General features: G+C 42.3%; 12 protein-coding genes. 9 read left to right on the top strand and 3 right to left on the bottom strand.

The annotated features are described in order from the left end of the window. The first annotated feature begins 18 nt into the window (after positions 1-18). The 6 genes from ppc (at position 19) to tpiA (ending at position 9,230) form a co-directional block, all read left to right on the top strand. Positions 19-2,715, top strand: a complete 2,697-nt coding sequence (gene ppc, locus C1G49_RS03845) for a phosphoenolpyruvate carboxylase (protein WP_105124679.1) — start codon at positions 19-21, stop codon at positions 2,713-2,715. Between the two features lie 112 nt (positions 2,716-2,827). Continuing rightward, positions 2,828-3,331 carry an RNA polymerase sigma factor gene (locus tag C1G49_RS03850; RefSeq protein ID WP_105124680.1) on the top strand — a complete coding sequence of 168 codons (504 nt, stop codon included), beginning with the start codon at positions 2,828-2,830 and terminating at the stop codon, positions 3,329-3,331. Beyond that, positions 3,312-4,298, top strand: a complete 987-nt coding sequence (locus C1G49_RS03855) for an anti sigma factor C-terminal domain-containing protein (protein ID WP_238595843.1) — start codon at positions 3,312-3,314, stop codon at positions 4,296-4,298. The genes C1G49_RS03850 and C1G49_RS03855 overlap by 20 nt, the downstream gene beginning before the upstream one ends. Before the next feature lie 250 nt (positions 4,299-4,548). Beyond that, a complete protein-coding gene (locus C1G49_RS03860) occupies positions 4,549-6,885 on the top strand; it encodes an SH3 domain-containing protein (protein ID WP_105124681.1) in 2,337 nt (778 codons plus the stop codon). A 221-nt stretch (positions 6,886-7,106) separates the two neighbouring features. Then, on the top strand, positions 7,107-8,303 hold the full coding sequence (gene tuf / locus C1G49_RS03865; protein WP_024531546.1) for an elongation factor Tu: 1,197 nt from the start codon (positions 7,107-7,109) through the stop codon (positions 8,301-8,303). 174 nt (positions 8,304-8,477) lie between these two features. Next, entirely contained in the window at positions 8,478-9,230 is a 753-nt protein-coding gene (tpiA, locus tag C1G49_RS03870) for a triose-phosphate isomerase (RefSeq protein WP_105124682.1), read from the top strand. A gap of 61 nt (positions 9,231-9,291) precedes the next feature. Here the strand turns inward: tpiA and yidA are convergent, their stop codons facing one another. Together yidA and C1G49_RS03880 are read right to left on the bottom strand one after the other, a co-directional pair. Continuing rightward, the gene (gene yidA / locus C1G49_RS03875; protein WP_105124683.1) at positions 9,292-10,101 is read right to left on the bottom strand and encodes a sugar-phosphatase; all 810 of its coding nucleotides are present in this window, start codon (positions 10,099-10,101) and stop codon (positions 9,292-9,294) included. Continuing rightward, on the bottom strand, positions 10,091-11,404 hold the full coding sequence (locus C1G49_RS03880) for an HD domain-containing protein (protein WP_105124684.1): 1,314 nt from the start codon (positions 11,402-11,404) through the stop codon (positions 10,091-10,093). Before C1G49_RS03880 ends, yidA begins: the two co-directional genes overlap by 11 nt. A 100-nt stretch (positions 11,405-11,504) precedes the next feature. Here C1G49_RS03880 and C1G49_RS03885 point away from each other — a divergent pair, with 100 nt between their 5' ends. From C1G49_RS03885 to C1G49_RS03895, 3 genes are all read left to right on the top strand, one after another. Then, positions 11,505-12,395, top strand: a complete 891-nt coding sequence (locus tag C1G49_RS03885; protein ID WP_105124685.1) for a sulfite exporter TauE/SafE family protein — start codon at positions 11,505-11,507, stop codon at positions 12,393-12,395. Between the two features lie 8 nt (positions 12,396-12,403). Beyond that, positions 12,404-12,790, top strand: coding sequence for a DUF1934 domain-containing protein (locus tag C1G49_RS03890; protein WP_105124686.1), 387 nt, complete (start codon positions 12,404-12,406; stop codon positions 12,788-12,790). Between the two features lie 213 nt (positions 12,791-13,003). Then, on the top strand, positions 13,004-15,691 hold the full coding sequence (locus tag C1G49_RS03895) for a cation-translocating P-type ATPase (RefSeq protein ID WP_105124687.1): 2,688 nt from the start codon (positions 13,004-13,006) through the stop codon (positions 15,689-15,691). A gap of 125 nt (positions 15,692-15,816) precedes the next feature. Here C1G49_RS03895 and C1G49_RS03900 read toward each other — a convergent pair whose 3' ends face one another. Beyond that, on the bottom strand, positions 15,817-16,206 hold the full coding sequence (locus C1G49_RS03900; RefSeq protein ID WP_105124688.1) for a hypothetical protein: 390 nt from the start codon (positions 16,204-16,206) through the stop codon (positions 15,817-15,819). Between the last annotated feature and the right edge of the window lie 132 nt (positions 16,207-16,338).

Below are 16,338 nucleotides of genomic sequence, written 5' to 3' on the forward strand. Positions count from 1 at the left end.
AAAGGAAAGAGAGTAAATATGTCTATCCAAAAATTAGAAAACTATAATAACAAAGAAACCATTCAAGAAGAAATTGCGATTTTAACCACTATCCTTGAAGAAGTAGCGGCCCAGATGATGCCTCAGGAAACCTTCAAGAAAATCCTTGAATTGTCCCAGCTCTCTCGTGAGGATGATTACCAGGCCTTGATTGAGATTATTGGTCAATTAAATAACGAAGAATTAGCAGTTATTTCTCGTTACTTTGCTGTTCTTCCTCTCCTAATCAATATTTCAGAAGATGTGGATTTGGCCTATGAAATCAACCACCAAAACAACGTTGACCAAGATTACCTGGGGAAAATTTCAACGACGATTGATATGGTGGCCAAGCAGGAAAATGCAGCAGAAATCTTGGAGAAGCTCAATGTTGTTCCCGTCTTGACAGCCCATCCGACCCAGGTTCAACGTCAATCCATGTTGGATTTGACCAAACATATTCATGAATTGCTTCGCCGTTACCGTGATGTGAAAATGGGCTTGCTTAACAAGACCAAGTGGGAAGACCAACTTCGTTGCTACATCGAAATTATCATGCAGACAGATATGATTCGTGAGAAGAAGTTGAAGGTAACCAACGAAATCACCAACGTTATGGAATACTACAACTCTTCCTTTATCAAGGCCGTGACCAAGTTGCAAGGTGAGTATAAGCGATTGGCAGCTGAAAAAGGTATTGTGCTCAACAATCCTCGTCCCATTACCATGGGCATGTGGATTGGTGGTGACCGAGATGGCAATCCCTTCGTAACAGCAGAAACTCTGAAATTGTCAGCCTTGACCCAGTGTCAAGTCATCATGAATTACTATGATGAGCAACTCCATAAACTCTACCGTAATTTCTCTCTCTCGACTTCTATTGTGAAGGTTTCGACAGCTGTAAAAATCTTGGCTGAAAAATCAGAAGATAGTTCAGTTTACCGCGAAAATGAACCATATCGCCGTGCCTTCCATTATATTCAAATGAAATTGGCCAATACGCGCGATTATTTGGTGGATAATAAGCCGTCGGATGTTCGCTACGCCAATGTCACTGAATTTAAAGAAGATTTGCTTGCCATTAAACAGTCCTTGATTGACAATAAGGCAAGCGCCTTGATCAAGGGTGATTTTACAGAATTGCTGGAAGCAGTAGAAGCCTTTGGTTTCTATCTGGCAAGTATTGACATGCGCCAGGATTCTTCTATTCACGAGGCTAGTGTTGCAGAACTTTTGGCGTCGGCCCGCATTGTAGAAAATTATTCTAGTCTGTCTGAAGAAGCCAAATGTCATGTTCTTTTGAAACAGTTGGAAACAGATCCCCGTATTTTATCTGCTACCCATGTTCCCAAATCAGAGCAGTTACAAAAAGAATTGGCTATCTTTGCTGCAGCGCGGGAATTGAAAGATAAGCTGGGTGAGGAAATTATCAAACAGCACATTATCTCGCATTCTGAAAGTGTTTCTGACTTGTTAGAACTGGCCGTGCTCTTGAAAGAAGTTGGGCTGGTCGATATGGACAAGGCGCGTGTGCAGATTGTTCCACTTTTTGAAACCATTGAGGACTTGGATAATGCAGCTGCTACCATGCGCCAGTATCTACAACTTGATTTGGCAAAACGCTGGATTGCAGGCAACAAATACTACCAAGAAATCATGTTGGGCTACTCGGATTCCAATAAGGATGGAGGCTATCTTTCATCTGGTTGGACACTCTATAAGGCCCAGAACGAGTTAACTGAAATTGGTCGAGAATTTGGTGTTCATATTACCTTCTTCCACGGTCGTGGAGGGACAGTTGGCCGAGGTGGAGGTCCATCCTATGATGCCATCACTTCCCAACCATTTGGTTCCATCAAAGATCGCCTTCGTCTAACAGAACAGGGGGAAGTGATTGGTAACAAGTATGGTAACAAAGACGCTGCCTATTACAATTTGGAAATGCTGGTATCGGCAACCCTTGACCGCATGATTACCCAGATGATCACCGATCCGAATGAAATTGACGGCTACCGAGAAACCATGGATGCCATTGTGGCAGACAGTTACTCTATCTATCGTGACTTGGTCTTCAATAATCCGCATTTCTACGATTACTTCTTTGCAGCTAGTCCAATTCGTGAGGTGTCTAGCCTCAATATCGGTTCACGTCCAGCTGCTCGTAAAACCATCACGGAAATCGGTGGGCTCCGTGCTATTCCTTGGGTATTCTCCTGGTCGCAAAACCGTGTCATGTTGCCAGGTTGGTATGGTGTTGGTTCTAGCTTTAAACGCTTTATCGATAAGGAGCCAGGAAACTTGGCAAAATTACAGAAAATGTATGAAAGCTGGCCATTCTTCCGTTCTCTTCTATCGAATGTGGATATGGTCTTGTCCAAATCCAACATGAACATTGCCTTTGAGTATGCGAAAATGTGTGAGAGTGAAGAAGTACGAAATATCTTCCATATTATCTTGGATGAATGGCAGTTGACCAAGGATATTATCTTGGCTATTGAGCAAAATGAGGAGCTACTTGCAGAACTTCCTTTCCTCAAAGCCAGTCTGGACTACCGTATGCCATACTTTAATGTCCTCAACTATATTCAAATTGAACTGATTAACCGTCTTCGTCGTGGTGAACTCAGTAAGGAACAAGAAAACCTCATCCACATCACCATCAACGGTGTGGCGACTGGTTTACGAAATTCTGGTTAATAATAACTCAGCAACTTCTTCGGAGGTTGCTTTTTTAATACGGTAAAGGATATAATATTTAAAAAAATGTAACCAAATAAGTTCTCGTTCGTTTTATTTGTGAAAGGAGGAGATGAGCATCAAATTAGATGAATATGAAAAAGAAGTCATCGGTATTGCCGAGGAAATTTCCTACTACCTGCAAAAATCTGGCGCCACATTTGCTGATAGTCAGGATATAGCCCAGGATATACTAGTGAAAATCTTAGAAGCAGAACTTGTCCTTCCTTTCGACAAATTACGAGCCTGGCTTTATCGTTCGGCAGTTAGAGCCTACATCGATAAATACAGGAGGGACAAGCATTATCACGAAATCTTACAAAGAGAGTTTTTTACCAGTGAGAATGTATTAACTTATGACATAGAAAACTATGAAGAGCTCTATCAGGCGGTTGCAGACTTGCCAGCCAAGTATCAGCATGTCATTGACCTTTATTATTTTCAGGATATGAGTGTCAAAGAGATTGCCCATATCTTAGGATATAGTCAGAGTTTGGTGAAAATCAATCTTTACCGCGGTCGAAAAATTCTAGCAAAAAACTTAAAAGAGAAAGGGTATGAATATGAAAACTTTTGAAATTGCAACAAAGAAAAGTAAGAAAAAACACTTATGGAAAACGGTTGGTCTATCTATATTAGGGCTCTTGCTGATAACGGGAGCGACCTTGAAGACCTTGCAGATTTTGACTGCCAATAATGGTGAAAAAATCTATCAAGAACACGAATTATTGTCACAAGTTGCCTATCCAAACATTGAATACTCAACCTACTATTATAAAGCGACCTCTCTATTTGCTGGAGCTGTCCATGCAGATCGCCACAAAGACTTAGCAGGGGTTCCAGTTGCCTTTGGTGACTATGAATACCACTATGATTGGTTGGGAACGTATTTGAATTTTTCTCAGGATGGACCTTCTTATAAGGGAGAAATTGCCTATGATCGTCAAACCTGGTCAAAACTCCCTCTCTTCTATAATACGGAGAAAGTTGACACAGATGACTTTGCAACTGTTCCAAGTCAAGAACTTTCTTTAGTGAAAGACATGTCCAATCAGCTAGTAGAAGTAGCCATCACCTTTGACAAAAAATATAGTTTTGCAGACTTGCAGACCATGCTTCCTCAAAATTTGAAAAAGAATTGGTACTGGATTGGAACAGCTTCTAAGGAGAACACAGCTGATTTTCGCATTGACCAGTTGTTTGGTTTTCAAGGAGAGGCTCTAAAGGTTTATGAATCAGATGCTGAATTACCAACAGAAGTAGCTGCATGGAATCCTTTAACACCTATGAAAAAAATGGCTGAACAGTATAATCATTATTTAGGGGAATACGCACTCGTCACAGATGTCAAAACTTTCTTGGACAAATTTGGTAAAACGGACTTCTCTAAACAAGAAGAGATTGATAAGCTAGAATTTGCAGGCATTATCCTAACAGGCAGAGCAGAAGACTTTGCACAGTTGGAGGGTAAGGACTGGATTTATGCGTCAAGTATCGGTGCTTCAACTCCAAATCAACCCTACTATCGATTAGATTTTGAATAGCAGATGGCTAGTACCTTGTTTGAAGTGTATTCAGACAAGGTTTTTATATTTTGAAGAAAATTAAAAAAATATCTTATTTTCATCATTTTTTTGTATTTTTTGCGAATAGTATAGATAGGGGAGATAAATATTTCTTTCTCGATACAAATATTACAAAAATATTACAAATGTTACAATTTTTACTTGTTTTATGACATAGATAAGTATATAATATAAGTGAAAAGGATAACAGAAAGGTAGGATATGATTTATGCGTCGCACAAGATTTGGTCAAGAAAAACAAAATTTTTCTATTCGTAAGTATTCTCTAGGTGCTGCTTCAGTACTGATTGGAACCAGTTTGGTCTTTGGTTTACAGGAAGTAAAAGCGGAAGAACAGGCAGGGGCGGTTGCTTCAAGTAGCCTACCATTGGTACAAGTCCAAGAGAGTAGTCAGGTTGATAAGACAAACTCTCTTTCAAATCAAGTTGCCGCAGAAACACAGGAAGTGATCGCTCAGACAAGTAAGGTGGAGGGCGAGCAGGTTCCGGAGGTTCTCACAAGTCAGACAGGTGAAGAACCAGCTTCAAACAGTCAATCATCTTCAGAAGAAGCACGTACAGAACAAGCAGTAACTCCTACTAACCAGGAAGTAGCTGTTCAGTCAAGTCCTGCAGTGGAGCTTCCGCAAACTACAGTAGTAGTTGTAGAAGAACCAGCTGTCAATTTAGCACCTCAAGGACAATACGTCTACGAAAAAGAAACAGCTGTCAGAAATCAACCAAGTAAAACTGCTCTAGCAGTCTTTTATGCACAGGTGGGTGACAAAGTTAATTATGATAAAAAACTAGAGGTAGACGGACATCAATGGATTTCTTATCTATCCTATAGTGGCACCCGTCGCTATGTAGATTTGGGTCAGGTCGCAAGTTCACCTGCGACCGCCCCTAGTCAACCAGCCCCAAGCACCCCTCCAGTGACTAGTCAGTCAAATCCATCTCCGCAGGTAGAAAAACTAGCCAGCCGTGGTAGTTATCTCTTTAGCAAACAGGTCGCGGTGAAAAATGAAGCCAAGGCAGGTGCCCCAACTCAATTTACATTTGAAAAAGGTGACAAGGTCAATTACGACAAGACACTAGTAGCAGACGGACATCAATGGATTTCTTATCTATCCTATAGTGGCACCCGTCGCTATGTAGATTTAGGTCAGGTAGCAAGTTCACCTGCGACCGCCCCTAGTCAACCAGCCCCAAGCTCTACTCCCGTGGCTAGTCAGTCAAATCCATCTCCGCAGGTAGAAAAACTAGCCAGCCGTGGTAGCTATCACTTTAACAAACAGGTCGCGGTGAAAAATGAAGCCAAGGTAACCGCGCCAACCCAATTTACATTTGAAAAGGGCGACAAGGTCAATTACGACAAGACGCTAGTAGCAGATGGACATCAATGGATTTCTTATCTATCCTATAGTGGCACCCGTCGCTATGTAGATTTGGGTCAGGTCGCAAGTTCACCTGCGACCGCCCCTAGTCAACCAGCCCCAAGCACCCCTCCAGTGACTAGTCAGTCAAATCCATCTCCGCAGGTAGAAAAACTAGCCAGCCGTGGTAGCTATCACTTTAGCAAACAGGTTGCGGTGAAAAATGAAGCCAAGGCAATTGCCCCAACTCAATTTACATTTGAAAAGGGCGACAAGGTCAATTACGACAAGACGCTAGTAGCAGACGGACATCAATGGATTTCTTATCTATCCTATAGTGGCACCCGTCGCTATGTAGATTTGGGTCAGGTCGCAAGTTCACCTGCGATCGCCCCTAGTCAACCAGCGCCAAGCTCTACTCCCGTGACTAGTCAGTCAAATCCATCTCCGCAGTCAGAAACTCTAGCCAGCCGTGGTAGTTATCTCTTTAACAAACAGGTCGCGGTGAAAAATGAAGCCAAGGCAGGTGCCCCAACTCAATTTACATTTGAAAAAGGTGACAAGGTCAATTACGACAAGACGCTAGAAGCAGACGGACATCAATGGATTTCTTATCTATCCTATAGTGGTACCCGTCGCTATGTAGATTTGGGTCAGGTCGCAAGTTCACCTGCGACCGCCCCAACAACCAATCTACCAGCTTCCGGTCCAATCGAGAATAAGAATGAGCAGAAAACAGTTCTTTCCCAGAGTGGTAGCTACACCGTTATGAAAACTGTCCCAGTAAAAAACAAGGCAGAAAATCAAGCTCCAACTCAATTTGAGTTTACAAAAGGTGAAAAAATCAACTACGACCAAGTTGTTGAGGCAGATGGCTACCGTTGGTTGTCCTATCCTTCTTACAGTGGTACTCGTCGCTATGTCCGAACAGAAGCATTGCGTTCTACACACACTCAGCAACATCTAGGTTCCTCAGCGACAGAACAGCAAAGATTGGCAGCTCAAGGAGTTTATCAAGTGACCAAGAGAGTATCAATTACAGCACAACCAAGTATCCAGGCAGCTGAAATTACCTACTATACAAGTGGTAGTTCAATTACCTATGATAAACTTATTCAAGCGGAAGGGCATCAGTGGATTTCCTACCTTTCTTATTCTGGACATCGTCGTTATGTCAAAATTGATAATTAGAACCAAATAGGCCAAATTATTCCGTACTCGTCAGCAGGACTTGTTGGCGAGTTTTTAATGCTCAACGAAGGCGATAAAACAAGACTTTCTGGCAATAAATAACAAAAACGATAGAAAATGCTTGCATTTCTGCTACAATTTGATAGAATAGTAAGGTAAAGTTAGACCGTATTGCCTACTGTCTATCTATAAAATATATTTTATTGGAGGCTTTTACCAAAATGGCAAAAGAAAAATACGATCGTAGTAAACCACACGTTAACATTGGTACAATTGGACACGTTGACCACGGTAAAACTACTTTGACTGCAGCTATCACAACTGTATTGGCACGTCGCTTGCCTTCATCAGTTAACCAACCTAAAGACTATGCGTCTATCGATGCTGCTCCAGAAGAGCGCGAGCGCGGTATCACAATCAACACTGCACACGTTGAGTACGAAACTGAAAAACGTCACTACGCTCACATCGACGCTCCAGGACACGCGGACTACGTTAAAAACATGATCACTGGTGCCGCTCAGATGGACGGTGCGATCCTTGTAGTAGCTTCTACTGACGGTCCAATGCCACAAACTCGTGAGCACATCCTTCTTTCACGTCAGGTTGGTGTTAAACACCTTATCGTCTTCATGAACAAAGTTGACTTGGTAGACGACGAAGAATTGCTTGAGTTGGTTGAAATGGAAATCCGTGACCTTCTTTCAGAATACGATTTCCCAGGTGACGATCTTCCAGTTATCCAAGGTTCAGCTCTTAAAGCCCTTGAAGGTGACGCTAAGTACGAAGACATCGTTATGGAATTGATGAACACAGTTGATGAGTACATTCCAGAACCAGAACGCGATACTGACAAGCCATTGCTTCTTCCAGTCGAGGACGTATTCTCAATCACTGGTCGTGGTACTGTAGCTTCAGGACGTATCGACCGTGGTACAGTTCGTGTCAACGACGAAATCGAAATCGTTGGTCTTCAAGAAGAAAAATCTAAAGCAGTTGTAACTGGTGTTGAAATGTTCCGTAAACAACTTGACGAAGGTCTTGCCGGCGATAACGTTGGTGTGCTTCTTCGTGGTGTTCAACGTGATGAAATCGAACGTGGTCAAGTTATCTCTAAACCAGGTTCTATCAACCCACACACTAAATTCAAAGGTGAAGTTTACATCCTTACTAAAGAAGAAGGTGGACGTCACACTCCATTCTTCGACAACTACCGTCCACAGTTCTACTTCCGTACAACTGACGTAACTGGTTCAATCAAATTGCCAGAAGGTACTGAAATGGTAATGCCTGGTGATAACGTTACTATCGACGTTGAATTGATCCACCCAATCGCCGTTGAACAAGGTACTACTTTCTCTATCCGTGAAGGTGGACGTACTGTTGGTTCAGGTATGGTTACAGAAATCGAAGCTTAATTCGATTGAGTTCCCAGAAATAACAATTATAGTCAGACAACTAAATTGTAACTCTCTACTTTCGGGTAGAGAGTTTTTCTGTAAGTATTCATAAAATGCACGGAAATGCTTTATCCTTGCCTGATTTTATGCTATAATAGGGACTGTAAAAATTTTTAAGAAGAGGTATGTGAAATGTCACGTAAACCAATCATTGCAGGAAACTGGAAAATGAACAAAAATCCTCAAGAAGCACAAGCTTTCGTTGAGGCTATTGCAGGTAAATTACCTTCAGGCGACAAGATTGAAGCAGCAATCGCAGCTCCAGCTGTAGATTTGAACGCTCTTTTGTGGTTCGCTAAAGATTCTGAATTGAAAGTTGCTGCTCAAAACTGCTACTTTGAAGATGCTGGTGCCTTCACTGGTGAAACTTCTCCAAAAGTATTGGCTGAAATGGGCGTGAACTATGTGGTTATTGGTCACTCAGAACGTCGTGATTACTTCCACGAAACAGATGAAGACATTAACAAAAAAGCACACGCTATCTTCCGTAACGGTTTGACACCAATCATCTGTTGTGGTGAGTCACTTGAAACTTACGAAGCTGGTAAAGCGGTTGAATTCGTAGGTGCTCAAGTTTCTGCAGCTTTGAAAGACTTGACTGCTGAGCAAGTTGCATCACTTGTTATTGCTTATGAGCCAATCTGGGCAATCGGTACTGGTAAATCAGCTACTAAAGATGATGCACAAAACATGTGTAAAGCTGTTCGTGACGTTGTTGCTGCTGACTTTGGTCAAGAAGTGGCAGACAAGGTTCGTGTTCAATACGGTGGTTCTGTAAACCCATCAAACGTTGCTGAATACATGGCTTGTCCAGACGTTGACGGTGCCCTTGTTGGTGGTGCTTCACTTGAAGCTGAAAGCTTCTTGGCATTGTTGAACTTCTAATAAAAGTATAGAAAAAGACATCGGATTTTTAAATCTGATGTCTTTTTTTGACTTTAATATGTTATTGCAGCACCCATTCTCGCAAAGCATGAGCAACACCGCTCTCGTCATTTGATTTGGTGATGTACTTGGCAATTTTCTTGAGTTCTGGATTGCCATTTTCCATGACAACTGGATTACCGACGACTTCAAGCATGGGACGGTCATTTTCCTGGTCGCCGATAGCCATGGTTTGATCCATTGTCAGTCCCAATTTTTCAGCCAATTGGATGATAGCTTGCCCCTTATTAACTGTTTTTGGTGTGATTTCTAAGTAGAATGGTGCAGATTTGGCAACATTGTATTTGGCAGTCAGGCTAGCAGGCAGTTGTGGGATGGCAGCGTCAAGAATGTCTGCCTCGTCTACCATCATGACCTTAATGATTTCCTTGTCAGCCATCTCCTCTGGAGTTCGGTAGAAGACAGGGGAGCTGACTAACATGGATTCATAAATGGTATATTTTCCAATATCGCGGTTGGCAGTGTACATACCTTCTTTGGTACTGGCATGCATAGGAAGCTTGAGTTTGCGGGCAGCGAGTTCGATGTCCAGATAATCGTCATAGGTCAAGGTATCTTTGACAATATCTTCACCAGTTGCTGCATCCTGCACCAAACCACCGTTAAAGGTGATGACATAGTCGCCAACTTCGGTGAGATTGAGTTCTTCTAAAATGGCACGAACTCCTGAGATGGGGCGGCCTGTGGCAATAACAATTTTTACACCTGCTTTTTTGGCATCCTGAATGGCTGAAAATACTTGGGGTGTGATTTGGTGTTGGCTATTTAAGAGGGTGCCATCGATGTCGATGGCAACAAGTTTAATGGACATGTTCTTCTCCAGTCGTAAAATGATCGTTATGAATATGGCTGATAAAATCAGTAGTGTGCTGGCTAAAAATACCAGTATCTTCCAGCATTTCTTTTGGGAAATAGAAACGGCTATCACCATGGATGGTTCCAGAAAGAGAGTGGACAATTGGTGATAGGGTGGAAAGCTCGACCTTGGTATCATCCTTGCGATAGATTTCAATCTGTGTCCGTTTCTTCTCGGCATTGGGACGGTAAATATCGTAAGGCAGATCAAAATTATGATGAATAGCTGTATAGTATTCTGGATCAAAGCCGACATCGGCTACCAAACTCCGCAGTTGGTTGAGGTCTTCTTCATTCTCTGCCTTGAAGGTGATGGATTTGAAGACCTTGCGGTTCATGTAGCGTTGGGCCAGGTCAGATAAGATGTGGTCAGGTCCGTCAATCCAAGACTGGAAATAGGTATTCATGACACCATCATCCAGGGCTAGGTAGTCAGAAAGGCTAACACGGTGTTCAAAAAAAGGAACCAGGCGTGGAGAGGTTCGAGCAAAAAAATCTTGTTCGCTCTTATAGAGTAATTTTGCTCGATTGAGCAAATTTTGTAAGAGAACTTCCATGGAGCGACTGGCTGGATGGAAGTAAACCTGCATGTACATTTGGTAGCGACTGAGGACATAGTCTTCAACTGCGTGCATACCTGATTCTTTGAAGGCGATGCCATTTTCTGTAGGACGGATAACTCGTAATATTCTGGTTAGGTCAAATTCACCATAGTTGGTACCTGTAAAGTAGGAATCACGGAGTAGATAGTCCATGCGGTCGACATCAATTTGGCTGGAAATCAGCTGGACAACCTGTTTATTGGGATAGGTATGGTTGATGACGGAAGCAATTTTATCAGGAAAATCGGGAGCTACCTGTTTTAATATTTGATTGACCTCCGTTTCAGGACTGGTGATAATGGCACAGGTCATTTCTTCATGGTCGGTATCGAAGAGGCGCTCAAAGGTATGGGAATAGGCTCCGTGTCCAATATCATGTAAAAGAGCAGCAACCATGGTAATCAGACTTTCCGAGGGGTTCCAGACTTGTGGATATTTCTCTTCAAATTTTTCTGTAATCCTTCGTGCTATTTCATAGACACCAAGGCAGTGCGAAAAGCGGCTATGCTCGCCACCGTGGAAGGTATAGGAAGTGGTCCCTAGTTGCTTGATGCGGCGTAGTCGCTGGAATTCCTTTGTATTGATGAGTTTGTAAATCAATTCATGGTCAACATGAACATAGTTATGGACAGGGTCACGAAAAACTTTTTCTATCATAGATTTATTATACCAAAAATCGTTAGAATTTCGGCTTTTTTTCTCATAAAACAAGGATATTGCTATGTACCAAATACTATCTTTTGAGTATAATGGAGGAATGACAAATACACTTATTTTACATGCTATCCAGTTTATCCTTGTGGGGATGATTGCCTGGATGCTTTACTTGATTGTTAGCTATGCTCGGAAAAATAAGATTTCTTTGAAAGACAGATTTTGGACGGGCTTTGCCATTGGTTATGTAACAGACTTGTTGGATACCTTGGGGATTGGGACCTTCGCAACAACGACAAGTTTGCTGAAGGCGACAAAATTGATAGAGGATGACCGACGGATTCCAGCAACTATGACGACGGCTCACATCATTCCTATCTTGTTGGAGGCCTTGCTCTTTATCACCATTGTAGAAGTAGAAATGACTACCTTGATTTCTTTGGCTATTGCTGCATTTACAGGTGCCTCAGTTGGTGCCCGTGTGACGCAACATTGGGATACCAAGAAAGTACAGCGGGTCTTGGGGATTTTGCTTATTGTCGCAGCAGGGATTATGGTCTATCGGATGGTGACCAACCCTGGTGCTGACTTGGCCAATGATGTTCGTGGTCTGACAGGTTGGAAGCTGCTTGTTGGGATTATCTTTGACTTTTTTATCGGTATGCTTTTGAGTATGGGCTTGGGCAACTACGCACCAGAATTGATTTTCTTCTCCTTGATGGGCATTAGTCCAGCGGTGGCCCTTCCTGTCATGATGCTGAATGCAGCTATGATGTTGTCTGCTGGGGCCAAGCAATTTATCCAATCGGGCCGGGTCAATTGGCCAGGAGTTCCTGGAATTATTGTAGGAGGAGTTTTGGGTGTCTTGACAGCGGCCTTCTTCCTATCTAATTTGGACATCAATAATTTGAAAATCTTAGTTGTCTTTATCGCAGCCTTTACAGGTCTGACCTTGCTTCGTTCATCATTCATTACCAATATTAAAACATCATAGGAGGTAACATGAACATTCGTCTACGGAATGAAATTGATTTAGATGGCCAATTGGAAGTGATAGATCAGACTTTCTCAGTAGAGGTAAAGGAAAAAGATGAGAAGCTTTACCTCATCTATCAGAATGATGAGGAAGAAAAAGTTGTCATTAAGTGTGATGAAAACGAACTGGTTATGACACGTTTTTCCAATCCCAAATCTATCATGCGATTTGTGAAGAAACAAGAAGCAATAGTGACTATTCCAACGCCGATGGGGATCCAGCATTTTACAACACAAACCAGCCTGTATCAGTTGAGTGTTGAACAGCAAGAACTAATCCTTCATTATGATTTAAATGGGTTAGAAAATCAGCAGAAATTTGCTAGCTATAAGATGCATATTGAATGGAAATGAAAAACGTTTTCATAGAAAATATTCTTTGAAATTCCCTAGAAATTTGTTATAATAGTTAGCAAATCGAGGGAGTAGCTAACGGAATTTTCCGTGGTAGTGTCGTCATTCCGAAAATCGTTTCCGGCACTATCTTAAATAGCGAGACTTGTTTTAATAAAACAGGTCTCTTTTTTATTGTACAAGGTAGAGAAGAGGCCGAAAAGGAGAAGGAAATTGTCAAAAGAACAAAAACGCGATTTGTTTTACACACAAAGCGAAGAGCAAGTATTGTCAAGCATGGAGTCTTCTTTAGACGGTTTGTCTAGCAGCGAAGCTAGCAAACGTCTGGCAGACTATGGTCGTAATGAATTGGATGAGGGTGAGAAACGCACACTCTTGGCTAAATTCTTGGATCAGTTCAAGGACTTGATGATTATCATCTTGATTGCAGCAGCACTCTTGACGGTGATTACTGAGGGTTCTCATGGTTTGACAGATGCTATTATCATCTTGGCTGTAGTTATCTTGAACGCTGCATTTGGTGTTTATCAGGAAGGTCAAGCAGAAGCGGCTATCGAAGCTCTAAAGAACATGTCAAGCCCTGTTGCGCGTGCCCTTCGTGACAGTCATGTAGTCGAGGTTGATTCTAAGGACTTGGTGCCAGGTGACATCGTCTTACTTGAGGCAGGTGACGTTGTTCCAGCTGATATGCGTTTATTAGAAGCTAACTCCCTCAAAATCGAAGAAGCTGCTCTTACAGGTGAGTCTGTACCTGTTGATAAGGATTTGTCAGCAGTCTTGGCTGAAGATGCTCCAATCGGTGACCGTGTCAACATGGCCTACCAAAACTCTAACGTTACCTACGGACGTGGTCTTGGTGTGGTTACCAACACTGGTATGTACACTGAGGTGGGGCATATCGCAGGCATGCTTGCCAATGCAGATGAAACAGACACTCCATTGAAACAGAACCTGCACCAATTGTCTAAGGTCTTGACCTATGCAGTATTGGTTATCGCAGTGATTACCATGTTGGTATCTGTATTCGTACGTGGTGAAGGTATCTTACCAGCCCTTATGACCTCTGTAGCTCTTGCGGTTGCAGCTATCCCAGAAGGATTGCCTGCTATCGTAACGGTTGTCCTTTCACTTGGTACTCAGGTCTTGGCTAAGCGTAACTCTATCATTCGTAAGTTGCCAGCGGTTGAAACACTTGGTTCGACAGAAATCATCGCATCAGATAAGACTGGTACCTTGACTATGAACCAAATGACGGTTGAGAAGGTTTATACAAACGGTCAATTGGTCGATGCAAAAGAAGCCTTGGATGCAAGCAATACAACGCTTCGTGTTATGAACTTTGCCAACGATACAAAAGTTGACCCAACTGGTAAATTGATCGGTGACCCAACTGAAACGGCACTTGTTCAATTTGGTTTGGATCAAAACTTTGACGTTCGTCAAGTCTTGGTTTCTGAGCCTCGTGTAGCAGAGTTGCCATTTGATTCAACACGTAAGTTGATGTCTACTGTTCACCAACAAGCTGCTGGCAACTTCTTTGTAGCAGTTAAAGGTGCACCAGACCAGTTGCTCAAACGTGTGACACAAATTGAAGAAAATGGTACTGTTCGTCCGATTACCGATGCGGATAAACAAGCCATTCTTGCAACTAACAAAGAGTTGGCAAAACAAGCCCTTCGTGTCTTGATGATGGCTTACAAATATGTGGATGCTATTCCTGAGTTGGAGTCTGAGATTGTTGAAAATAATCTTGTCTTCTCAGGTTTGGTTGGTATGATTGACCCTGAACGTCCAGAAGCAGCAGAAGCTGTTCGTGTCGCTAAGGAAGCGGGTATCCGTCCAATCATGATTACAGGTGACCACCAAGATACAGCTGAGGCGATTGCAAAACGTCTTGGTATCATTGATCCGAATGATACAGAAGACCATGTATTTACTGGTGCGGAGCTTAATGAGTTGACAGATGAAGAGTTCCAAAAAGTCTTCAAACAATACTCAGTTTATGCGCGTGTATCTCCAGAACACAAGGTTCGTATCGTCAAGGCTTGGCAAAATGATGGTAAGGTTGTTGCCATGACTGGTGACGGTGTGAACGATGCACCATCACTTAAGACAGCCGACATCGGAATCGGTATGGGTATTACAGGTACGGAAGTTTCTAAAGGTGCATCTGATATGGTCCTTGCTGATGATAACTTCGCAACCATTATCGTAGCGGTTGAAGAAGGACGGAAGGTCTTCTCTAACATTCAAAAAACAATCCAATATCTCTTGTCAGCTAACACGGCTGAGGTATTGTGTATCTTCCTTGCAACCCTCTTTGGATGGGATGTATTGGAACCAGTTCATCTCCTATGGATCAACTTGGTAACAGATACTCTTCCAGCTATCGCTCTTGGTGTTGAGCCTGCAGAACCAGGTGTCATGCACCACAAACCTCGTGGACGTAACTCAAGCTTCTTCTCAGGTGGTGTCTTGAGCTCTATCGTCTACCAGGGTATCCTTCAAACAATTCTTGTGTTGGGTGTTTATGGTTTTGCTCTTCTTTATCCAGAGCATGCTGGTGACGACCATGCCATCCACGCAGATGCTCTTACAATGGCTTACTTGACGCTTGGTTTAATCCAGCTGGTACATGCTTTTAACGTCAAGTCTGTTTACCAATCAATCTTCACAGTTGGTCCGTTCAAGAATAAACTCTTTAACTGGTCTATCGTGGCTGCCTTCTTACTCTTGATGGCAACCTTGGTTATTCCAGGCTTCAATACCTTCTTCAAGGTATCTATCTTGACTCCAACTCAATGGTTGGTAGCTGTTATCGGTTCTGGCCTCATGGTTGTCGTTGTTGAAATTGTTAAATTTGTTCAACGTAAGTTGGGCTTGGATGAAAAGGCTATCTAATATAGTTATTCAGTTTATCTTTTATTACTTCGTTAACTCGCCTTGCCGTACTTCAGTACAGCCTGTGCCCCGTTGCCTTGTACTAAAAGCAAACTGAAGACTATATCATTTGAAAAAGCTCAGATTTAGTGGTCTGAGCTTTTTTCTGTACTGATAAGGTATTTTGGGAAGATTGCTTGTCCCAACAAAGTGATGGCTAGTGCTAGTATGGAGAGGATGGTTTTTACAAGAGTTGGTAAGTTAAACAGTAAGACGATTGGTAGGATAGCCAAGCTGAAGTAGTAGAGAATGAAGTATTTGCTGTTTTCTACTATTTGGACCCTATCGCCCTCCTTAACTTGAATGGCTGATTTTTTATCCCCTCGAACGCTTAGTGTAACAGATGGTTGTGTAATTGGTAAGCTTAAAATTTTTCCTTGAGTAACTGTCCCAGCAATTTTTCCATCTACCAGGAGTGGAAGTCTTTGGGAGGATAGTTGCTTGATAGGTTTTGGATAATGAATAATAACTCTCATAAGAACCTCCTTGTAATCTAGTTTCATTATAGCAAAAAAAGAAAAAATGTAAACGATTTCTGTCGCTGTTTTCCCCTTCAGGCTTGCTTGAAGAATAAGAAACTGCTATAATTTCTGTGAGTGAGGGATCTA

Source organism: Streptococcus suis (assembly GCF_002960625.1).
GTDB lineage: Bacteria > Bacillota > Bacilli > Lactobacillales > Streptococcaceae > Streptococcus > Streptococcus suis_T.